The sequence below is a fragment of the Gordonia sp. 852002-50395_SCH5434458 genome (assembly GCF_001665905.1).
GTDB lineage: Bacteria > Actinomycetota > Actinomycetes > Mycobacteriales > Mycobacteriaceae > Gordonia > Gordonia jacobaea.
The window spans coordinates 47250-68442 of record NZ_LZTC01000051.1 but is presented as its reverse complement, the minus strand read 5'-3'; the positions used below and the strand labels follow the sequence as shown (position 1 = coordinate 68442).

At 65.5% G+C, this 21193-nt stretch carries 22 protein-coding genes and 1 tRNA gene; 12 read left to right on the top strand and 11 right to left on the bottom strand.

Translation table 11 applies throughout. The features are described 5' to 3' along the window. Positions 1-21: 21 nt before the first annotated feature. Positions 22-1338 (bottom strand): diacylglycerol/lipid kinase family protein, encoded by a 1317-nt coding sequence (locus tag A5785_RS12520; protein WP_049698672.1) that lies wholly within the window; start codon positions 1336-1338, stop codon positions 22-24. Beyond that, on the bottom strand, positions 1338-2339 hold the full coding sequence (locus tag A5785_RS12515; protein WP_049698673.1) for a DMT family transporter: 1002 nt from the start codon (positions 2337-2339) through the stop codon (positions 1338-1340). The genes A5785_RS12520 and A5785_RS12515 overlap by 1 nt, the downstream gene beginning before the upstream one ends. Between A5785_RS12515 and A5785_RS12510 the strand changes: the two genes are divergently transcribed. Next, on the top strand, positions 2338-3744 hold the full coding sequence (locus A5785_RS12510; protein ID WP_049698674.1) for an aminotransferase-like domain-containing protein: 1407 nt from the start codon (positions 2338-2340) through the stop codon (positions 3742-3744). The genes A5785_RS12515 and A5785_RS12510 overlap by 2 nt on opposite strands. Positions 3745-3837: 93 nt before the next feature. Here the strand turns inward: A5785_RS12510 and A5785_RS23715 are convergent, their stop codons facing one another. Together A5785_RS23715 and A5785_RS23710 are read right to left on the bottom strand one after the other, a co-directional pair. Continuing rightward, the gene (locus A5785_RS23715; protein ID WP_231894106.1) at positions 3838-4386 is read right to left on the bottom strand and encodes an endonuclease domain-containing protein; all 549 of its coding nucleotides are present in this window, start codon (positions 4384-4386) and stop codon (positions 3838-3840) included. Positions 4387-4392: 6 nt separating this feature from the next. After that, positions 4393-4737 (bottom strand): type IV toxin-antitoxin system AbiEi family antitoxin domain-containing protein, encoded by a 345-nt coding sequence (locus A5785_RS23710; RefSeq protein ID WP_231894107.1) that lies wholly within the window; start codon positions 4735-4737, stop codon positions 4393-4395. Positions 4738-5058: 321 nt separating this feature from the next. Between A5785_RS23710 and A5785_RS12500 the strand changes: the two genes are divergently transcribed. The 5 genes from A5785_RS12500 to rplA all read left to right on the top strand — a co-directional run bounded on the left by A5785_RS12500 (position 5059) and on the right by rplA (position 7942). Further along, positions 5059-5131 (top strand) — tRNA-Trp (locus tag A5785_RS12500). Between the two features lie 38 nt (positions 5132-5169). After that, positions 5170-5646, top strand: a complete 477-nt coding sequence (secE, locus tag A5785_RS12495; protein WP_049698675.1) for a preprotein translocase subunit SecE — start codon at positions 5170-5172, stop codon at positions 5644-5646. 82 nt (positions 5647-5728) lie between these two features. Beyond that, positions 5729-6577, top strand: coding sequence for a transcription termination/antitermination protein NusG (nusG, locus tag A5785_RS12490; RefSeq protein ID WP_049698676.1), 849 nt, complete (start codon positions 5729-5731; stop codon positions 6575-6577). Positions 6578-6678: 101 nt separating this feature from the next. After that, entirely contained in the window at positions 6679-7110 is a 432-nt protein-coding gene (gene rplK / locus A5785_RS12485; protein ID WP_005209147.1) for a 50S ribosomal protein L11, read from the top strand. 115 nt (positions 7111-7225) lie between these two features. Continuing rightward, on the top strand, positions 7226-7942 hold the full coding sequence (gene rplA / locus A5785_RS12480) for a 50S ribosomal protein L1 (protein ID WP_005209149.1): 717 nt from the start codon (positions 7226-7228) through the stop codon (positions 7940-7942). Positions 7943-8037: 95 nt separating this feature from the next. Here rplA and A5785_RS12475 read toward each other — a convergent pair whose 3' ends face one another. Both A5785_RS12475 and A5785_RS12470 read right to left on the bottom strand, forming a co-directional pair. Continuing rightward, entirely contained in the window at positions 8038-8970 is a 933-nt protein-coding gene (locus A5785_RS12475) for an alpha/beta fold hydrolase (RefSeq protein WP_049698677.1), read from the bottom strand. A gap of 70 nt (positions 8971-9040) precedes the next feature. After that, the gene (locus A5785_RS12470) at positions 9041-10612 is read right to left on the bottom strand and encodes an amino acid permease (protein WP_049698678.1); all 1572 of its coding nucleotides are present in this window, start codon (positions 10610-10612) and stop codon (positions 9041-9043) included. Positions 10613-10876: 264 nt separating this feature from the next. On the opposite strand from A5785_RS12470, the gene A5785_RS12465 reads away from it, so the two are divergent. Continuing rightward, the gene (locus A5785_RS12465) at positions 10877-11833 is read left to right on the top strand and encodes an L-lactate dehydrogenase (protein WP_231894108.1); all 957 of its coding nucleotides are present in this window, start codon (positions 10877-10879) and stop codon (positions 11831-11833) included. 37 nt (positions 11834-11870) lie between these two features. Here the strand turns inward: A5785_RS12465 and A5785_RS12460 are convergent, their stop codons facing one another. Both A5785_RS12460 and A5785_RS12455 read right to left on the bottom strand, forming a co-directional pair. After that, positions 11871-12194: a transcriptional regulator gene (locus tag A5785_RS12460; protein ID WP_049698680.1), complete on the bottom strand. Its 324-nt coding sequence runs from the start codon at positions 12192-12194 to the stop codon at positions 11871-11873. Continuing rightward, complete coding sequence (locus tag A5785_RS12455) at positions 12191-12652, bottom strand: hypothetical protein (RefSeq protein WP_049698681.1); 462 nt, start codon at positions 12650-12652, stop codon at positions 12191-12193. The genes A5785_RS12460 and A5785_RS12455 overlap by 4 nt, the downstream gene beginning before the upstream one ends. A 155-nt stretch (positions 12653-12807) precedes the next feature. On the opposite strand from A5785_RS12455, the gene A5785_RS12450 reads away from it, so the two are divergent. Further along, positions 12808-13644 (top strand): DUF2786 domain-containing protein, encoded by an 837-nt coding sequence (locus A5785_RS12450; RefSeq protein WP_049698682.1) that lies wholly within the window; start codon positions 12808-12810, stop codon positions 13642-13644. Between the two features lie 10 nt (positions 13645-13654). Here the strand turns inward: A5785_RS12450 and A5785_RS12445 are convergent, their stop codons facing one another. After that, the gene (locus A5785_RS12445) at positions 13655-14098 is read right to left on the bottom strand and encodes a hypothetical protein (RefSeq protein ID WP_049698683.1); all 444 of its coding nucleotides are present in this window, start codon (positions 14096-14098) and stop codon (positions 13655-13657) included. 112 nt (positions 14099-14210) lie between these two features. Between A5785_RS12445 and A5785_RS12440 the strand changes: the two genes are divergently transcribed. Then, a complete protein-coding gene (locus A5785_RS12440) occupies positions 14211-14711 on the top strand; it encodes a TIGR04338 family metallohydrolase (protein WP_049699012.1) in 501 nt (166 codons plus the stop codon). 36 nt (positions 14712-14747) lie between these two features. On the opposite strand, the gene A5785_RS12435 is transcribed toward A5785_RS12440, so the two are convergent. After that, complete coding sequence (locus A5785_RS12435; protein WP_049698684.1) at positions 14748-16805, bottom strand: CocE/NonD family hydrolase; 2058 nt, start codon at positions 16803-16805, stop codon at positions 14748-14750. A gap of 243 nt (positions 16806-17048) precedes the next feature. Next, a complete protein-coding gene (locus A5785_RS12430; protein WP_049698685.1) occupies positions 17049-18287 on the bottom strand; it encodes a glycoside hydrolase family 76 protein in 1239 nt (412 codons plus the stop codon). Between the two features lie 292 nt (positions 18288-18579). On the opposite strand from A5785_RS12430, the gene rplJ reads away from it, so the two are divergent. The 3 genes from rplJ (at position 18580) to A5785_RS12415 (ending at position 21192) form a co-directional block, all read left to right on the top strand. Beyond that, positions 18580-19104 (top strand): 50S ribosomal protein L10, encoded by a 525-nt coding sequence (gene rplJ / locus A5785_RS12425; RefSeq protein WP_049698686.1) that lies wholly within the window; start codon positions 18580-18582, stop codon positions 19102-19104. A 99-nt stretch (positions 19105-19203) separates the two neighbouring features. Beyond that, the gene (rplL, locus tag A5785_RS12420) at positions 19204-19593 is read left to right on the top strand and encodes a 50S ribosomal protein L7/L12 (protein WP_049698687.1); all 390 of its coding nucleotides are present in this window, start codon (positions 19204-19206) and stop codon (positions 19591-19593) included. 339 nt (positions 19594-19932) lie between these two features. After that, positions 19933-21192 (top strand): ABC transporter ATP-binding protein, encoded by a 1260-nt coding sequence (locus A5785_RS12415; protein WP_049698688.1) that lies wholly within the window; start codon positions 19933-19935, stop codon positions 21190-21192. Position 21193: the final 1 nt, after the last annotated feature.

The following is a 21193-nucleotide window of genomic DNA, read 5'->3' as shown; positions in this document are numbered from 1 at the left end:
GGGCTCGGCGCGCGGGAGTGGTCAGGCGGCCTGATGGGTCGCCACGTGGACCGGCTGCCCGAGGGCGATGCGGAAGAGGGCGCGCACCGAGTCGAGCGCGCCGTCGGGCACGTCGGCCGACGGTGAGGCGCCGGGGTGCTGGCGGGCAATGCGGGCGCGCAGCACCTGGTGGCGGATCTCGAAGCGCACGGGCGCGGTCAGTGTTGCGGCCTCGCCGTCGATTCCCGCGTTGAGGTCGGTGTCCGAATCGATCTCGAACGTCGGCGCCACCCATTCGCTCCACAGATGTTGTAGCCGTGTCGAACCGGGACGCGACGTCGGGTCGGCGATGACTGCGACGCCGAGCAGTCCGTCTTCGATGCTCGGGCGGGTACCCGATCCGATGATGTGCCCGAGGCGATACTGGTTGTTGGACACCATGATTGCGGCGACGGACTCGTGTTCTGTGCCGTTGGGGTCGTGCCAGGAGACCGATGGCTGGTCGGCGTTGGGTCCGAGGACCTGCGACGCGACGTCGAGCAGCGTTTTGGCTTTGGCGTTGCGGTAGCTCTCGCGTTGGACGGCCTCGCCGTAGACGCCGAGCGAGACGTTGTTGACGAAGACCTGTCCGTTGACGACGCCGAGGTCGACGCGACGTTCACCACCTTCGACGAAGGAATCGAGGGCTCCGACGGCGTCGTCGCGGTCGACGCCCAGGTCGAGTGCGAAGTGATTGCGGGTGCCCGACGGAATGCATGCGTAAGGCAGATCGTGCGTCGCCGCGACGTCGGCGACGACCGCCTGCGAACCGTCGCCGCCCGCCATCGCAAGTGCATCGGCGCCGTCGGCGATGGCGCCCTCCGCGAGGGCTCGCAGATCGTCGCCCTTGACCAGTTCGATGGTCCGGTAACCCCGACGTTCCGCTTCGTCGGCGAGGTGGAGGCGGTCGGCTTTGCCGTCGCCGGAGCGTCGGTTGTAGATGAGCACCGGGGCGCTCGGGGGTGCGACGACGGGCAACGGCACCGAGACGCGGAACGCTCGCGACGCCGCCGCGATGGCGATCGCGAACAGCGCGATGACGACGAGCGTGCCGATCAGCAACCACCAACTGCGCAGCACGACGATGACGATGGCGACCACAGCCAGGATCACCGCGATGACCAGTTCGGCGAGGCGTCGGTTCCCGATATTGAACAAGCCGTCGACGGCCAGTCCCGCAGCGACGAGCAGCAGCACCAGCGCGATGAGTCCGACGGGGAATTGCTTGCCCGCCGAGACGATGGCGATCACCACGCCGAGAGCGCCCGAGGCGAGCGAGAGGATGGCAAAACCGCGTCGTTGTCCCGCAGATTGTGTCATCAGCTCACGATACGCAGCCGACGAACAGTGAGGCGGGACATCGGGCTGCGGCGCATGGAACTGTCGCGGGATCGACTCCTGACAGTGAACGCAGCGCAGGCAATCACGGCGATGCCACCGGCTACGACCCCGAGCGAAACCCCCTCGTGCAGCAGCAGCGCGCCCCACGCCACCGAAAGGACGGGTTGGACGAGTTGCGTCTGACTGACGACGGTCATCGGCCCGATCGCGAGTCCGCGATACCAGGCGAAGAACCCGAGGAACATGCTGACGGCGCTGAGATATCCGAACGACGCCCACTGCGCCGCGCTGATGTCCGTCGGCGGTTGCAGGTGGATCGAGCGGGCAGAGACCATCGCCATGACAGGCAGCGCGAGCACCAGCGCCCAGCAGATCGTCTGCCACGCGCCGAGTTCGCGCGCGAGAATGCCGCCCTGGGCGTACCCGACCGCGCCGAGCACCACGGCGCAGAGCAGGTAGACGTCGTCGATACCGCTCGACGACGCTCCGCCGTGTGCGAGGAGCGCGAACGTGACCGTTGCGATGGCACCCGCGGACGCACCGATCCAGAACCGCACGCCGGGACGTTCGCGGGTCAGCGTGACCGCGACGACGGCGGTCATCGCGGGAAGCAGTCCGACGATCACCGCGGCGTGGCCGGAATCGGAGTGTCGCAGGGCCAGGGACGTGAACAGCGGAAACCCGACGACCACGCCCGCGGCGACCGGAAGCAGGCGAAGCCACTGCCGGACGGTGGGGAAGCGGGTGCGCGTGACTCCGAGCGCGATGACGGCAAGTGCTGCCGCGACGACGGCCCTGCCGCATCCGACCAGCAGCGGGTCGAGTCCTGCGTCGCCGCCGGAACCGACGGCGATACGGGTCAGTGGCACCGAGAACGAGAACGCGGCCACCCCGACGAAGCCCCAGACCAGCCCGCTCGACGGTGTCTGGTGCGATAGCGGCGTCGAACTTGGTGCGATAGCGCTACTATTGTCTCTCATGTTTGACGATAGCAGCTCGCGGATCGCGCAATACCTGAGATTGCTCGCCGAGCGTGAGCAGCCGGGATCGCGACTGCCGTCGACGCGTGCGCTGGCCAAGCAGTTCGGGGCCGGTCCGGTTACGGTCCAGCGTGCTCTCGCGGCGCTCGTTGCCGACGGCATCGTCGAAACGCGTTCTGGTGAGGGAACATTCGTCGCTTCTCGACGTTCCGCCCTGAGGCGCGACATTGGGTGGCAAACCGCAGCGCTCGGGCCGGAACGTTCCGGAATCCCCGCAACAGGGTCGACGCTGCGGATGGTCCCGCACGACACCATCGCCATGCACGGCGGCTACCCCGACGACGAGCTGCTACCGCAGGAACCTGTCGCGGCAGCGGTGCGTCGTGTGTCGCGAAGGGCTGAGGCATTCACGCGACCGCCTGTCGCGGGCGTTCCGGAGTTGCGTCGCTGGTTCGTGAGCGAGCTTGCCGGGGTCGAGGGCGGTGCCGGCGGTTGGCGTGACTCCGACGTCGTGATCACTTCGGGCGGGCAGGCCGCGCTCGCCGCGACGATGCGGGCGATCGCCGCTCCAGGTGAGGCGATCGTGATGGAGTCGCCGACGTACTGGGGTGCGATCGCCGCGGCACGCCAGGCCGGTCTGGTGATCGTTCCCGTCGCGCGCACCGGGGGCGCACCGAGCGCCGTCGACCTCGACACCGCGTTCGCGACGTCGGGTGCGCGCGTCTTCTACGCCCAGCCCAACTACGCCAACCCGACCGGCGAGCAGTGGTCGGCGCAGCAGCGGGCCGAGGTGCTCGACGTCGTGGCCGCGCATCGGGCCTTCGTCGTCGAGGACGACTGGGCCCACGACTTCGGTATCGACACCGTGCCGCGAACACTCGTCTCCGCGGACGAGAACGGGCACGTCATCTACCTCAGGTCGTTGACGAAGAGCATGTCGTCGTCGATCAGGGTCGCCGCGGTGATGGCGCGCGGCCCGGTGCGGCAGCGCATCGAGAGTGCGCTGGCGCTCTCCGACCTGTATGTGTCGCCGATCCTGCAGCTCGCCGCGCTCGACGTCGTGACCAGGCCCGCATGGCGCACATCGTTGCAGCGGCTGCGACGCGGACTCGGCGGGCGTCGCGACGCTTTGCTCGACGCGCTGCGCGCCGAACCGTCGTTGACGGCCACGACACCGCCGGGCGGTTTGCACCTGTGGGTTCGGCTGCCCGACGTCGGCGCTGGGGACGTGCCCACCGACCCGGACGTCGTCGCCGCGCGGGCGTTGGCGCGTGGGCTGTCGGTGGTGGCCGGCCGCGAGTGGTTCCCGGCCGAGCCGACCGGGCCGTACGTGCGCCTCAGCTACGCCGCCGCGGGACCCGACCGCTACGCCGAGGCCGTCGAGATCCTCGCGGGGTCGTGTTAGGTGCGTCGAGCTGTAGGGCGGCAGGGGTTGCGGTTGCCCAGACGTGCGGAATCCGAGCGTCTGGGCAACCGGAAGTAGGCGGGGGCGTTGCCGCTAGGCAGCCGCTGCGGCGAGGGCGTCGAGAACCTGGCGGGCCGTGGCGTCGGGGCGTCGAGTGATGTCGTCCCAGGTGAAGTTCAACATTCGCCAGCCGTCGGCGAGTAGGGCGTTGCGCTTGGTCCGGTCGCGTTGGAAGGTCTTGGCGTCGCGGTGGAACGCGAAGCCGTCGATCTCGACGATGAGTCGCGCGTCGCGGAACACGAAGTCGAGCAGGTACCCGAGGACCTCTGTGTTGGCCGTCCACCCGGTGATGCCGTGTGCGTCGAACAGTGCGGTCGTGGTGCGTTCGGCCTCGGATCTGGCACCGGACCGCAGTGCGTCGAAGAGTCGTCGGGCCTCGGGTGCCCCACGACGACGCGGGTAGCGGCGTAGCGCGTCGTCGAGTTCGGTGATGGTGACGCGGTGGGTGAGGAGTGCGTTGTCGACGGTCGAGGTGTCGCCGGCGGCGACGACGTCGAGCAGGGTGGTTGCCACCGACGCCACGCGCAGCCCGTCGACCACGACGACGTCTGGTTCGTGCAGACGGCGATGTGTGACCTCCACGCCCGACTACGCACCGGCGTGGCGGCCCTTGACCTGGGTGGCGACACTGATCTTCGACGGAAAAGCACTGGTCAGGCCGTGCCACCATGCGGCCGACGACCCGACGAGCACCGCGGATTTGCCGACGGATGCGACCGCGATCCGGACTCGGACTCGCGATGTGCGCGGATGGTCGACGGCGCGGAAGGTGGCCTCCGCCTCGCGCACCCACGTGCCCGCGGAGAGTCGACGCTGCACGGCGTGCCTGCTGACGCCGAGCGCTCGAGCCTGTGCGAGAGTGATGACGCCGTCGTGCGTCGACAGGTGCTGCGCGAGCGTGGTCATGCGATATCGGACGTGGTGAGTCGTCATGAGGTTCCATGTCCGAAGGTTCCTGCCCGGGCGCCGAAAACTTGCGGTTGCCCAGACGCGCGGAATCCGAGCGTCTGGGCAACCGCAAAAATTCGCGGATCGACGCAGGTCGGGATGGATCGGTACAGGAAGTGTTTTGGGTTAAGCGGGGCGGGTGTTCTACACTGAAGTGTCAGGTTTACCCTTGACTTGCGCGCCGCCCATAGGGTGGCGCGTTGGTTTTGTCGGCGACGGCCCATCGATTTCGGATCGGTAGGCTGGTTCCGGCAGGTCGACCATGACCGGCGACTGCAGAACTCGCAAGAGTCGACGCAGTCGCAAAGGGGCGTAGCTCAACTGGCAGAGCAGCGGTCTCCAAAACCGCAGGTTGCAGGTTCAAGTCCTGTCGCCCCTGCCCTGGAGAGGGCACACGTTGACGAGAGGACCTCGAAGGTGAGCAAGCGAGATCGAGCGGCCCGCGCCAAAAACGACGGGCAGTCCAACGCCGCCGATTCGGCAGCGGAGGAGCTCGAGACCCGCGACGACGCCGTCGAGGACGCGGATGCCGCAACCTCGGATGCGTCGTCGGACGATCTTCGTCCGAAGGGCAAGCGTTCGGGACGCGGTCGTCGCTCGTCGGCGAGTGCCGTCGACACGACAGATGGTGATGCGGATTCCGAAGGTGGATCCGCGGTCGCCGTCAAGGAACGCAAGGTAAAGAAGGCGTCCGAGCAGAGCAGCAATCCGTTTGTGCGGATCTGGGTGTTCATGCAGCAGGTCGTCTCGGAGATGAAGAAGGTCATCTGGCCTACGCGGCGCGAGACGATCACGTACACGATCATCGTGCTCGTGTTCGTGGTGGTGATGACCGCGTTCATCTTCGGGATCGACATCGGCTTCGCCAAGCTAGTTCTCTGGATCCTCGGCTGATTCGGGCTCACTCAGGTGAGCCCGCTCCCGACCGGGTCATCCGACGGACGACCAACTTCATGAAAGAGGAGCGTGGGCTGCAGTGAGCACCCCGGATAACGAGTTCGACCCGACCGACGCGGTCGAGACCGACGTCACCGACGCCGGGAGCGAAGCGACCGTGGACGAGACCGACGATCCGGGCACCGAGGCGCAGGTCGAGGCCGCACAGGACGACGCCGCTGCCGTCGACGGTGGCGAAGAGGCCGTCGAGCAGGCAGAAGCTGCCGAGGACGCCGCGGTTGATGCCGACGCTGTCGAAGCCGAGGAAGAGGTCGACCCCGCCGAGGAACTGCGCAAGCAACTGCGTCGCGCACCCGGCGAGTGGTACGTCATCCACAGCTATGCCGGTTACGAGAACAAGGTCAAGACCAACCTCGAGACCCGTGTGCAGAACCTCGACGTCGGCGATTACATCTTCCAGGTCGAGGTCCCGACCGAAGAGGTCACCGAGATCAAGAACGGCCAGCAGAAGAAGGTCAACCGCAAGGTGCTGCCCGGCTACATCCTGGTGCGCATGGACCTCAACGACGAGTCGTGGGGCGCGGTGCGCAACACCCCGGGTGTCACGGGCTTCGTCGGAATGACCAGCAAGCCGTCGCCGTTGAGTCTCAACGAAGTGCTGCAGTTCCTGCTGCCGCGCACTCCCGCGAAGAAGGCCACGGCCAAGGGCGCCGAGAGTGTCGAGCAGGCCGCAGCGGCCGCAACGGCGGTTGTCGAGGTCGACTTCGAGGTCGGCGAGTCGGTCACCGTCATGGACGGCCCGTTCGCGACGCTTCCCGCGTCGATCAGCGAGGTCAACGCCGAGCAGCGCAAGGTCAAGGTGCTCGTGTCGATCTTCGGTCGCGAGACGCCCGTCGAACTCGGCTTCAACCAGGTCGAGAAGATCTGATACCTGCCGAGAAGATCTGATACCTGCTCCGTACGGAGCAACACACAAGCTTCCACGCCTCCAGCGGACGTGGATCTGCAAGAAACAAACAAGGAACAAGGATGCCTCCCAAGAAGAAGAAGCTCGCCGGGATCATCAAGCTCCAGATCCAGGCAGGCCAGGCAAACCCGGCCCCGCCAGTGGGTCCGGCGCTCGGTCAGCACGGCGTGAACATCATGGAATTCTGCAAGGCGTACAACGCGGCGACCGAGTCGCAGCGTGGCAACGTCGTGCCGGTTGAGATCTTCGTGTACGAAGATCGCTCGTTCGACTTCAAGCTCAAGACCCCGCCTGCGGCCAAGCTGCTGCTCAAGGCCGCCGGTCTGCAGAAGGGTTCGGGCGAGCCGCACACCAAGAAGGTCGGCAAGGTCTCGATGGACCAGGTCCGCGAGATTGCCAAGACCAAGGCCGAAGACCTCAACGCCACCGACATCGACCAGGCCGCGAAGATCATCGCCGGTACTGCGCGATCGATGGGTATCACCGTCGAGTGAGCTTGCGAACTCGCGCAAGTTTGACCGTCGAAGGCTAGAAAGCCGCTGAGTGGGAGGGCCGGCTCGGCCCACACACCACCAACCCGAATCATCAATACGGAGAAAGAACAGAGCAATGAGCAAGAGCAGCAAGGCCTACAAGGCCGCGGCCGAAAAGGTCGACAAGGACAAGCTCTACAGCCCGCTGGAGGCTGCTGAGCTGGCGAAGGAAACGTCGTCGAAGAACACCGATTCGACCGTCGAGGTCGCAATCCGGCTGGGCGTCGACCCGCGTAAGGCAGACCAGATGGTTCGAGGCACCGTCAACCTGCCTCACGGCACGGGTAAGACCGCCCGCGTGATCGTGTTCGCCGCAGGCGACAAGGCCGCCGAGGCCGTGGCAGCCGGTGCCGACGAGGTCGGCGCCGAGGACCTGATCGAGAAGATCCAGGGCGGCTGGCTCGACTTCGACGCCGCGATCGCCACCCCTGATCAGATGGCCAAGGTCGGCCGTATCGCGCGTGTCCTCGGACCGCGCGGCCTGATGCCGAACCCCAAGACCGGCACGGTCACCACCGACGTGACCAAGGCAATCAACGACATCAAGGGCGGCAAGATCAACTTCCGCGTCGACAAGGCAGCCAACCTGCACTTCGTCATCGGCAAGGCATCGTTCGAGCCGAGCGCGCTCGCCGAGAACTACGGCGCTGCGTACGACGAGATCATGCGTGCGAAGCCGTCGGCCGCGAAGGGCCGCTACATCAAGAAGGTGACCGTCTCGACGACGACGGGCCCGGGCATCCCGGTCGACCCGGCCGTGACGCGCAACTTCACCGAGGCTCCTCAGGACTGAGAGCGTCATCTGTTGTAGCGCAACAGTTTCGAAGCCCCCGAACGCCAGTGGCGTTCGGGGGCTTCTGCGTTGGGACCTATCCGACGACGAGCTGCCTATCCGACGACGCGCTCGGCGAAGGCGATGATCTCGTCGGCGACCTCGTCGCGGATCGGTGGTTCGTTGTGTACCTCGTGCCGGTAGCCGGTGTAAATGCGGGTGCGCACGTCGGCGTGTCCGCTCGCGGCGAGCCGATTGCCGACGTGATAAGCGCCCTCGCCGAAGTTGGCGACCGGGTCGGCGTCGCCGGCAAGGATGAGGATGGGCAGGTCGGAGCGGACTGTCGGATACCAGGTGTCGGCGTTGACGGCGTCGTAGAGATCGACGAATCCGCGGATGAATCGCACGGACATGGGTGCGCCGAAGTTGTTGAACGGATCGCGGGCGTGGTCGCGGACGACCCCGGGATCGCGAGCCACCCACGCAGTGGGGAAGGCGTCGGAGCCGAAGCGCGCGGTGAATCCCTCGAACATCTGGCCCGCGTACGTCTCCGTCGCTGTCGACGTCGGGTCGGACTCCGCGGCGAGTGCGTCGCGGTCGAGGACGTCGTCGATGCCGTGGATCTGGGCGGCGATGCCGCAGAGGATGAGGCCCTTGAGCCAGTCGCTGTCGTCGGACACGAGACCTCGCGCGATCATCGAACCCCACGAGTGCCCGAAGACGACGTAGGGCAGGTTGGGGTAGAGCTCACGCACCTTGTCGCGCAGGGTGCGTTCGTCAGCCACCACGACCTTGTCGGCGTCGTCTCCGGCGTCGGCCCAGACTCCCGAGGTCATGGCCGTCTTGCCGTGTCCGGCGTGGTCGTCGGCGACGACGACGAACCCGGCGTCGAGCAGCTTGGTGATGAGCCGTAGGTAGCGGCGCGAGTGCTCACCTAGTCCGTGGACGATGTGGATGATGCCTCGTGTCTTGGTCGCGGGTTCGTAGACCCAACCGAAGATGGTGTCGCGACCGTTGGCCGACGTGAACTCGATTTCGTGAAGTGACAACGCTGTCCTCTTCCGACGGGCCGCGTGCGCGGCGTGACTGTGCCACGTTCGAGGCTAATCACGCACCGCCTCAGGCGTCGACGGGCGCGGCGTCGACCTGCTTGATCGGTCCGGTGAACCACTTCTTCACCGACAGGTGCCAGTAGCCGTAGAGCAGGATCAGTGCGCCGCCGACGAGCAGCGGGGTGTAGTTGACGTACTTCCACTCGAAGCTCGCGTCCCACGGCATGCCGCCGAGCGAGGTGGGGAACATGGCGACGAGCGAGGTCAGCGCGATCTCGATGAGAGCGATCGGTGCGATCCACTTGTACTTGGAGCCGAGCGTCCACGAGCCGGCCTCGAACGAGTCTCCCGCCTTCCAGCGGAAGTAGATCGGGACCGCGAAGCACAGGTACAACCCGACGACGCCGATCGAGACAACCGCGTAGAAGGCGACGGGTACGGGTGCGCCGTTGATGTCGACCGGCACCAGTGCGGGCAGCGTGATGATCGCGGCGATGACAGCTGTCACGACAACAGCGTTGGCGGGCATGCCATTCGAGCGGACCTTGGACCAGAGCTTGTGGCCGGGCACGGCGCCGTCGCGGCTGAACGCGAACATCATTCGCGACGCACTCGTCTGGCACGCGGCGGTACAGAAGAGCTGGCCCGCAGTGGAGATGATCAGGACGACGCCCGCCCATTTCGAGGTGAGTGCCTGGGTGAAGATCGTCGCGACGGCGCCGCCACCCTTGGAGACACCGTCTGCGTCTTGGACGGCGAACAGGAAGCTGAGCAGCAAGATCCACCCACCGACGGCCGAGTAGGCGATGGAACGCCAAATGCCCTGTGCCGCAGCGTTGGCCGCACCCTTGGTCTCCTCGGAGAGATGGGCGGAGGCGTCGTAGCCGGTGATCGTGTACTGGGTGAGGATCGCCGAGATGGGCAGCACGAACAGGATGAAGCCGAAGCCCGACGTCTTGCCTTCGAAGATGCCGCTGTTGTTGACGGTCTTGGCGAAGACGTCGGAGAAGGACGCGTGCTGATCAGGGAGCAGGAAGAGGATGAGAATGACTGCGGCAGCACCGAATACGTGCCACCAGACCGAGATGTTGTTGAGCATCGAGAGTAGGTGACCGGAGAAGATGTTGATCAGGGCTGAGCACGCCAGGATGATCAGGAAGATGACGAACACTCGGGTCAGGCTGTAGCCGTCGAGCCACGACTGGCTGAATGTGCCGATGGTGAGGTCGAGGAAGGTGGCTGCGCCATACGCGACCGAGGCAAGGATGGCGACGAGGCCGATGAGGTTGAGCCACCCGGTGTAGAAGCCGGCCTTGGCGCCGCCGAGTTTGGCTGCCCACCAATAGATTCCGCCCGACGTCGGGTATGCCGAGACGAGCTCGGCCATGCAGAATCCGATCAGCAGGATGAAGATCGAGACGATCGGCCAGCCCCATGCGATCGCGGCCGGGCCGCCGTTGTTCCATCCGAGTCCGAACGACGTGAAGCAGCCCGAGAGGATCGAGATGATCGAGAACGAGATCGCGAAGTTCGAGAAACCGGACCACGAGCGGTGAAGTTCCTGGGTGTAGCCGAGTCTCGCGAGGTGGGCCTCGTCGTCGGAAAGATCCTCGGCAAGGGTGTCATGGCCTTCAGGCATGGGTGAGCTCCCCCGGTAAGTGATGGTGCGACGCCACGTTGCGATGCGCAAGACCAGCAGAACATAAGCTCTCCGTGGCGATTTCGCATGCCAGAAACGGACATCGCGACGAATTCATGAGTGTGATGGTCATACCCGTCGTGAAACTGCGGTATGGACGGCGAGTGAAATGATCGGCGATCAGGCTGCGGGCGCGGCGTCTGCCGACGATAATCGGCACCAGGGGCAGGATTTCGGGGCAGCACGAGACACAGGCGGTTGAACGTGAGACAAGCCCGACCGAGCAAGTTGGCCATCATCGGCGCAGGCGCTGTGGGTACCGCCATTGCGTATGCGTCGTTGATTCGCGGTGTCGCGCGCACGATCGCGCTGATGGACATCAACACGTCGAAGGTGACCGCGGAAGTCCTCGACCTTTCGCACGGACTCGAATTCGTGCCGCGCGCCGACATCATCGGCGACGACGACGTGTCGGTCTGCGCGGACGCCGACGTAGTCGTGTTCACCGCGGGCGCGAAGCAGAAGCCCGGGCAGTCGCGGCTCGAATTGGCCGAAGCCACAATCAATCTGACGAAGAACATCCTGCCCGGTGCCATCAAGGTTGCGCCTAACGCGATCTACATCATGGTCACCAACCCTGTCGACATCGTGACCTATGCGGCGCTGAAATACAGTGGGCTGCCCAGCAATCAGCTGTTCGGATCGGGCACGGTGCTCGACTCGTCGCGTCTGCGGTTCCTCATCGCGCAGCACGTCGGCGTCGCGGTGCAGAACGTGCACGGCTACATCGTCGGCGAGCACGGCGACTCCGAGATCCCGCTGTGGAGTTCGGCGTCGATCGGCGGGGTGCCGTTGCTCGAGTGGAAGCCCCTGCCTGGCGGCCAGGCCATCGACGCACCGGCGCGCGAACGCATCCAGCACGAGGTGGTGCACGCTGCGTACAAGATCATCGAGGGCAAGGGCGCGACCAACTACGCCATCGGGCTCGCGACCACGCGCATCATCGAGGCGGTGCTCAACGACGAACACCGCGTGATGCCGATTTCGACCGTCACGGGCGGGTACGAGGGACTCGACGACGTATGTCTGTCACTCCCGACGCTCATCGACCGCAACGGCGCGGGCAGCCGACTCGAGATCAAGATGTCCGATGCCGAGCACGAGGGACTGATGAAGTCCGCCGAGACGCTGCGGGAGATGCAGGACAAGTTCGGGCTGTAGCGCCGCTCGGTGAGTTCGGGGTCGGGCGCGGCGTGGTCTATTCCGTGCTGGTCTGTTGCACGCTGTCTTGTTGCGTGCCGCCGACGATGGCCTGGAGCGCGGCGACATGGCCGTTGAAGGCCTCGCGTCCGGCGTCAGTCAGGCGGGCCCGGACGCTGCGTCGACGGCCGGTGCTCGGACGTTCGGTGCTCACGTAGCCTGCGGATTCCAGGGTGGCGAGCTGCTTGGACAGCGCTGAGTCGGACAGGGCCAGTCGTTCTTTGAGGTAGCCGAAATCGGCCCAATCGGCGGCGGCGAGGGTCGCGACGAGCGTCAGTCGGGTGCTCGGGTGGATCAGCTCGTCGAATTTCGGTGTGCTCACGCGCCCACTCGCCTGCGGATGTCGTCGAAGATCTGCGGTCCGCCGAATCCGAGTATCACCGCCACGAACACGGCCGCCCCGATAGACGGGTGCCGTGCGCCGTCGGCGTCGAGCACCAGTGCTGCCGCGACGGTCACGGCGACCGCGGTCAGCAGTATGCCGATGACGATCAGCGGGATGCGACGATCGGCGACGCTTCGGGCGGGGCGTACATGCGTGCTTGCGCGTCGGCCGTCGAAGAGTCGGGACGCGATCGCCGAGTGCGCGGCGCCGAACGCGATGGTGGCGACGGTCGTGACCCACGGGGGAGCGAATGCGCTGATGACACCGAGAACGATCCATGAGGCGGCCATCGCCCACCAGTAGCTGCGGGGGAGGCCGAGGTCGTCGGCGACCCGGCGACGTGCTCCGTCGACGGACCCGAGCGCCTCACGCGCCTGGTCGGGAGTGATGTCCATGAGGGTCTCCTCGATTGGAGGTCTTTGGCCGTGAGTGCTGGTGAGCCACTTTCCGTATAGGAAAGTAGTGTCTACTTTCCTACTGGGAAAGTCAAGGGATTCGAGAAATCCTGCGCGGAGTGGAACCAAACGGCAGTCGATCTAGTCTGATCTGTATGCGCGACGACAAACTCCTCACCCGGATCGCGGGGTTGCTGCGGCAGGCCGAGAACACCGACAACGAGCATGAGGCCGAGACCTTCATGCAGGCAGCGCAACGATTGGCGACGGCGGCCTCGATCGACCTCGCGGTCGCCCGTGCGCACGATCCAGCGGCACGGCGAAAGACGACGCCGATCACCAGACAGGTCGCGATCGGCGAGACCGGAAAACGTGGATTACGCACGTACGTGCAGCTTTTCGTCGCGATCGCGCGTGCCAACGACGTGACGGTCGACGTCGCGGGCAACAACACCTTCGTGCTGGCGTACGGATACGAGGCCGACATCGACACGTGCGAGGCGCTCTACACGTCGCTGCTGATCCAGATGGTCGCGGCGAGCGACGGTTACCTGCGGTCGGGCGACTACCGGGGCGAGACGTCGGCGCGGGTGGTGCGCAAGGGGACGGGCTGGCGGTCGCGGAGAGTTGTCGAACGTAAACCGCTCGCCCCGATCACCGCACGGTTGAACTTTCAGTCGGCGTTCGCCGAGCGGATCGGCGTGCGATTGACCGAGGCGCGCGACGCCGCACGGGAGGAGGCGGTGGCGCGTGACGACTCTCGCGAACTTCCCGCGGGCTCGACGTCGACCGCACTTGCGTTGCGCGACAAGGAACTCGAGGTGAGCAGCTTCTACAAGACCGAGTCGACGGCGCGCGGCACCTGGCGGCCGACGAGTGCGTCGTCCGGGTACTCGGAGGGCGCGCGTCAGGCCGGCGACCGCGCGGGGCGTCGGGCGAAGATCGGTGCCGATCGCGAGTTCGGTGCTGCCCGCGGGGCACTCGAGGGTTAGGGTGCGCGGCTCAGCGCATCTCGCCCTGCAGTGCTTGGGTATAGCGTTCGTTCTGGGCCGCGTCGGTGCCCGCGGGAAAAGTCAGCACGAGGTCGACGACTTGGAAATCTCCCGGATGTGCGCCCGCGTAGAGCTGCGCGCGGCCGGTGCTCGGAAACTGCATGAGGATCACTTGATCGGACTCGACGGCACTGCTGCATCCGGCCGCCGGACACCGCGCGGCGGTCGCGTCGTGACGGCCGGTGACGGGCAGTCCGGTGGCGGCGATGCGGTCGAGCACCTGGTTGAGCTGGGCGGGGTCGACCGGGTTGTCGACGTACGACGTCGAGGGCGCCGACACCGTGGAGACCTCACCCGACGACGAATTGCAGCCGGTCAGTGCACCCCCGACGATCGCGGCGCCGACGATCGCGATCGCGGCAGACTTCCCGATGGTGTGCGAGCGCGGCGTCATCGCGTGGACTCCCTGCGTGTCGAGGTGCGAAGTGCTGACCTCGTCGAGCCTAGTCACGGCGGGGTCGGCCCCGGAATGTGCGGTCGCCGGGTGCGAACGGTCGGGGAGCGTCGTGCCGCCGCGTGACACCCGACGTGAACGGTTCTACGAGGCCGAGCGCATGGTGTTCCGGCTGTTCGAGCGTGCCGGCGGTACGCACACGGTGCAGCTCGCGGGCACGGAACTCACCCTGCCCGTCGAGGCGCAGTTCGCCTCGGTCGACTCCATACGCGACTACGTCGGTCGCGTGCTGTCGATGCTGTCGGTGGCGCAGCGTTTCGACGCCGCGTCGACGCCGGTGACGGTGCGGGCGCGCCGCGGACACCGCTCGGCGCACTACGCGCGGCACCTGGACTCGGATCTGCGTGAGATCGCCATCCCCGACTCCGCCGAGGGTCGCTGGGCGCTGCGTGAATTGGTCGTGCTCCACGAGATCGCGCATCACCTCGACGATTCGGACGGCCCGGCCCATGGTCGGCAGTTCGCGACGACACTGACCGAACTGGTCGGGCTGGTCCTCGGACCGGAGGCCGAATTCGTCTACCGCGTGGTGTTCGCGGATTCGGGTCTGTGAGGCGTTCGACGAACGTGCCTCTTCGACGAACGTGCCTCAGAGCCCTTCGCCTGCAAGGAAAGTCAGGTGACTCGGATGCTCAGGGTCGAGGATCAGGCGTTGCCTGCGGCCGCGCGCCTTGACCAGGTCCGGCACGACGGTCAGGTAACGCGGGAAACTTGCCGCGTACACGTCGACTCGTAGCCGATGGCCGGGTTCGAGGACGGCGTCGGTCGGGACGAGATCGACGTCGATGCGTACCGGGGCGTCGGGCGGTACGGGCAGTTTGCGCTTGCGCGACAAGAAGTGGTGCGCGCCAACGAGACTGCCGTCCGAGGCGTAGGTCGATTTGCTGGGATCGAGCGCCCGATTCGACGCCGACAGGGCGCCGTTGGTCAGTACCTTCGACGTTCCGTCCGGCGCGACGTCGTTGACGGTGACGGCCCAGATTGCCTCGTGTGCGGTGGTGGCGACGTTGAGCCGTAGATTCATCGAACCGCTGATCGGTGTCTGCTGGGTGACGGGAGCGCTGGTGAACGAGAGTGCACCGCGTTCCTGGAATCGGGCGTCGGCGTTGAATGGCCTGCCGAGGGCCATCGTCGCGCCCGCTGTCACCTGCGTCATGTCGCGTGAGACGAGGCCGCGAACATCCGGGCGGACATGTAGCGAGGCGTAGTCGGAGCACGGGGTGGATTGCAGGCTGCCGTCGTGCACGCAATGTGTTGCGCTGGAAGAACACTCGCTGGAGAGGTAGAGCCGACGCGGCGAAACGCCCTGGCGCGGGAACGACTGACCAGCAGTCCACGTGCCGCCCTGCTGGCGCAGTGTCACCGGTCCGTAGTGTTCGACGCCGTTCGCGTGCCCCTTGAGCCAGCGGTCGAACCACGCGCGTTCGAGGACGTCGAGACGAGGTGGCGCGAACTTGCCGCCGTAGCCGGACCCGACGTCGAAGTGATAACCGTCTCCGACGATCAATTGCTTGCGGCCCGGTTCGAGGTTGAGGCGCTCGTAAATGCCTGTGGCACTGCGTCCGAAGAGGTCGTGCCATGCACCGACGGTGAGCGTCGGCGCCTCGATCCGGTCGACCTGCGGATCGCGGGCGTCGAAGTACGGGTCGTCGAAGATGCGGTCGTCGCGGGCGGTGAGGAAACCCCAGAGGAGCGAGGGGATTTCGGTGGCCGGTGACGCGACGCGGTCACGAAGCCAACGGAAGTGGTTGCCGCGCAGAACATCTCGCATCAGCGTCGACGGATTCGGTACCCACTTCAGGATGTTCACCACCGACAGCCATGCCGGGATGAAGGCGGAGGGCATGCCGCCGGTGATGTAGATGTCGCGCACGATGTCGTCGCAACCCTCGACCGCGAACACCGCGCCGAGCTGGGGTGGCCGCTTGTCGGCGGCCTGCAGCGAGTTGATGGCCGAGTACGACCACCCCGCCAGTCCGATCTTGCCGTTGCACCACTCCTGCTCGGAGACCCAGTCGATGATCTCGACGGAATCCTGCTGTTCACGCGGCCCGAGGATCTCCCATTTGCCGTGGCTGGCGCCGGTGCCGCGAACGTCGACGATGATCTGGGCGTACCCGCTGCGCACCAGGTTTCGATTGATCCCGAAGACGTCGATCACGCCGCCCGCGAGCACCTGGGTCAGAGTGGTCAGCCCCTCGAGTGCCGTGCCTGTCGCGTCGACCGATCGCGCAGCCGCGCGCACGGCACCTCCGAGGACGGGTGCGTGCATCGTGGTGTCGATGAAGTCGATCGCGGCGCGGTTGTAGGGGTTGATGTTGATGATCGCCGGATAGGGCGTCGTGACCACCTCGCCGAAACCTGTGGCAGGCCGAACGATCGTCGCCCGCAACTCGACGCCGTCGCTCATCGTCAGGGTGACATCGCGGTCGATCGAGACGCGGGGGTAGACCTGCGGGCCGTCGACCTGCTCGCGCCAGCGCATCGCACTGGCGCCTCCGGTGGGATCGCCGAGGGGGAGTGTGCCGAAGACGGGTGTGTCGGTGCTGGATCGGCGCAGTGATGAAGGGTCAACTGGAAATGGCTCGATGCGCGCGCGCTCTGTCGCCGCGTGCTCGTCCGCTGTCGGTCTCAACTGAAACGCCATGGTGCATCAGCCTGCCTTTGAGGTCACTGCACCTGCGTCAGCCGGTCGTTGTCCGGTGGGCGTGCCGCCGCGGATGCCGTCACTTCATCGTGTCGGTAGGAGTGACACGAACCGCGTTGTGGCACAGCCACAACCCCACCCAAATGTGGTCCACATCACTCCGGACCTCGACAATAGTGCATGTCGTGTCTCAGAACGCTAACTAGGGGGCGTCAATTTGGCGCTCAGTGCCATAATCGCAGGTCAGGGGCGAACATTTTGTTCGGATAGGCCGAGATCTATTGCGGCAGCGGCCTCGAGGACCATCCAACCGGACAGTTGAACCGACAGATCGCGTTCGGGAACCGACGACGAATTGACCGCTCCCGCGATGAATGCGGCGTCGGTACCGCCCCTGGTCGGCCGAATCGCCTGCTGGTGCCAGTCGGCGCTGAAGACCACGGTGTCGTCGACTTCTGCACGCGTGGACCACGCGGCGTCGGCGCTGCTGAGTACGAGTGCAGCGCTGCGTCGACGCAACTCATCCGCCCCGGGGAGATCGGCAGGGAGATCGGTGGCGACCAGAGCCAGATAGCGCGCGAGTACGCCCATGAACAATCCGCCGTCGCCGCCGCCCGCCCCGCGGATCACGCCGTCGGGGCACTCGTGTGCCTCGACCGCGGTCAGGAGTCGATCGATGCGGTCGAGGTGAACGGTCTCACGGGTGCGGCGTGCCGCCTCGACCTCGGACCCGAGTACGACGCCCTGACAGTAGGTGTAGATGGCGGTGACGCGTTCGAATCCGTCGCCCTGCGGCTTGATGCCATCGATGACGAGGTGGGAGTCGGGGTCGACGAGGGTGGTGTCCATCCAGTCGCACATCGCCAGCGCACGGTCGAGGTGGCCTGTGCGCGCGAGCAGGATGGTCGCCGGACCATTCGCCGGCGCATTGAAGAAGGTGTCGACGGTGCGCCACGGGATTCCGCCGCCGCGCTCGGGCTCCCATGCGTCGTACATGCGTTTACTCAGGGTGCGTAGCGCTTTGGGATGGTGGAGTTCGAGGTGGCGGTCGGCACGTTCGATCGCCAGGCCCAGCCAGGCCATGTCGTCGTAGTAGTTGTTGGTCCAGCGGCCGAGGTTGCGCAGCCGGATTCCGCGGAGCAGTCGGTTGGCGACGTCGGCGAGGTGCGGGTCGTAGGACATGTCGTCGGTGGGGCGATGGATCGCGGCGTCGACGATGAGGTCGAGAAGGTGTGCGTGCCACCAGTAGTGCCAGAATCCGAAGCGACTCCGGACGACGTCGAGCGGTAGTCTCCCGAGCGGCCAGGCGATCGTCGCGAGGCGGGTGCCGGGGACCCACCATGCGTGCCTCAGATGTCGGCCGAGAATGGCGTCGGCCGCGATCGCCGCTCGTGCGTTGGGTTCGGTGACAACAGATGCGTTGGGCTCTGGGACATTGGGTTCTGGTACACCGTCTGCGGACGATTTGGATGCATTCCCCATGGTCGGGTAGCCTATTACTTCGGTGTGACGTGTACATGTACGTCGTATCGGTTCAACCAGAGACCGTCGGTCATCGGGAGCGATTCCGATCGAAGGACGACTGCAGCGTCGAAAGACGCGAGGTCGGCGGCCCACGCAGGGAGAACGAGGAATAGTGGTGAGCGCCTGGCGCTCTGCCGAGAAGCTACGCCCCGTGCCATCTGCGTGCCGGGGCGTTTATTCGTTTCGCCCCTCCTTGCGGGTATCTGGTCCGAACTCTGACCAACTCGAGTGATGAGGAAGGAGGCGAAGTATGGCCAAGTCCGAAAAGATCGCAGCAGTCGCTGAGATCGCCGAGCAGTTCAAGGGCTCAACGGCGACGGTCGTCACGGAATACCGTGGATTGTCCGTCACCCAGATCACCGATCTGCGACGTTCCCTCGGCGAGGGCGCAACCTACTCCGTCGCCAAGAACACCCTTGTGAAGCGTGCCGCTGCTGAGGCGGGCGTTGAGGGACTCGACGAGCTGTTCTCCGGCCCGACCGCGATTGCCTTCATCGAAGGTGAGCCGGTGGTGGCCGCGAAGGCGATCAAGAACTTCGCCAAGGACAACAAGGCTCTGGTCATCAAGGGCGGGTACATGGATGGCAAGCCGCTGTCCGTTGCCGAGATCGAAACGATCGCCGACCTTGAGACCCGTGAGGTCTTGCTGGCCAAGCTCGCCGGTGCCATGAAGGGCAACTTGGCAAAGGCCGCCGGACTGTTCAATCAGCCGGCGTCGCAGGTGGCACGACTCGCTGCCGCCCTGCAGGAGAAGAAGGAATCCGCAGGCGAATAAGTACTTCGGTACTCATCCGCCAGCACACAAGCATTCCCCCGCGCGGGGATTGAACAAGACAAGATGCCCCGCGTGGGGACTTACAGGAAGGACGCCACCATGGCGAAGCTCACCGCTGACGAGCTCATCGATCAGTTCAAGGAACTGACCCTGCTGGAGCTCAGCGATTTCGTGAAGAAGTTCGAAGAGGTCTTCGAGGTCACCGCGGCCGCTCCGGTCGCCGTTGCCGCTGCAGGTGCCCCGGCTGCTGCCGGCGCCGAGGCTGCTGCCGAGCAGGACGAGTTCGACGTCATCCTCGAGGGTGCCGGCGACAAGAAGATCCAGGTCATCAAGGTCGTGCGTGAGGTCGTTTCCGGCCTCGGCCTGAAGGAGGCGAAGGACCTCGTCGAGGGTGCTCCCAAGCCGATCCTGGAGAAGGTCGACAAGGAGGCCGCCGAGGCCGCCAAGACCAAGCTCGAAGAGGCCGGCGCCAAGGTGTCCGTCAAGTAAGACGGGCTCTCAGGGCTCCCAGCCACGCTCTTCATACGAGCCCGGGACAGCATTGCTGTCCCGGGCTCGTTGCTGTCTCTGCCTGGCCCACAGTTGCCGTGCAATGTGACCGGCGACCTACTTTTGTTATGTCGGTGGCATGGGATACTCTCTTGGGCAGTCAGGTTACCGGCCGGTAATTGGCCAAACCTGAGAACCGCCGAGAGGCGGTGTGGCTACGGGGGAACTGTCCGCTAGAGTGACCCCAACCACAGTTGAGTCCACCTGCGTTGTGCCGCCTGCGTCCGATGTGTTGCCTTGGCTGCCGCGCTTCGGGACCCGAGTTTCTTGGAGGATGTAGTGGGTGTTGAGGTCAGCGTCGAGGGGCTCACCAAGTCTTTTGGTTCTCAGAACATCTGGCGTGATGTGACGTTGACCTTGCCGTCGGGTGAGGTGTCTGCACTGCTGGGGCCGTCCGGTACCGGTAAGTCGGTGTTCTTGAAGACGCTGATCGGTCTGTTGCATCCCGAGCAGGGTTCGGTGGTGATCGACGGCACCGATATCACCCAGTGTTCGGCCAAGGAGCTCTACGAGATCCGCAAGTTGTTCGGCGTGTTGTTCCAGGACGGCGCGCTGTTCGGATCGATGAGTTTGTACGACAACATCGCGTTCCCTCTTCGTGAGCACACGAAGAAGAAGGAAGACGATGTCCGCAAGATCGTGATGGAGAAGATCGATCTGGTCGGTCTGGCGGGCGCCGAAGACAAACTGCCGGGTGAGATTTCCGGTGGTATGCGCAAGCGCGCCGGGTTGGCGCGCGCGTTGGTGCTCGACCCCCAGATCATTTTGTGTGATGAGCCGGACTCGGGCCTCGACCCGGTCCGCACCGCCTATATCTCCCAGTTGCTGATCGACATCAACGCTCAGATCGACGCGACGATCCTGATCGTCACGCACAACATCAACATCGCCCGCACGATTCCGGACAACATCGGCATGTTGTTCCGTAAGGAACTGGTGATGTTCGGGCCACGTGAGCAGTTGCTGACGTCGGAGCAGCCGGTGGTCAAGCAGTTCCTCTCCGGTGATCGGTTTGGTCCGATCGGTATGTCGGAGGAGAAGGACGAGGCGGTGCAGAAGCAGGAAGAGGCTATGCAGGCCGCCGGCATCGGTGGTGGTGGTACGAAGGATGATTTCTCGGAGATCATTCCGCAGGTGCAGCCGAATCCGGGTATGCCGGAGCGCAAGGCCGTGGCCCGTCACCGCGAGCGGGTGTTGGAGTTGTTGCCGTCGTTGCCGGAGAACGCGCAGCGCGCGATCCGTGAGTCGATGGAGCAGGAAGACCAGATCCGCGAGGAATCCCGCGCCCACGCCGCCAACACGCAGGGCGTCGAATGGTCCGACACCGACGGCGAGGCGCAGGTCGGTAGCGAAAACGTCATGGTCGACACCTCCACCGATGTCATCGATCACGGTGACCGTAATCAGGGTGGGTACGGAAACGATTACGCCGGAGACGATGCGCAGACCCAACAGTGGGCTGTGCCTGAGGAAGCGAAGACTCAGCAACTCGAGTCGGAACGTCCCGAGGGTGGGCGTCACTACGGCGGGGGCTCTTAGG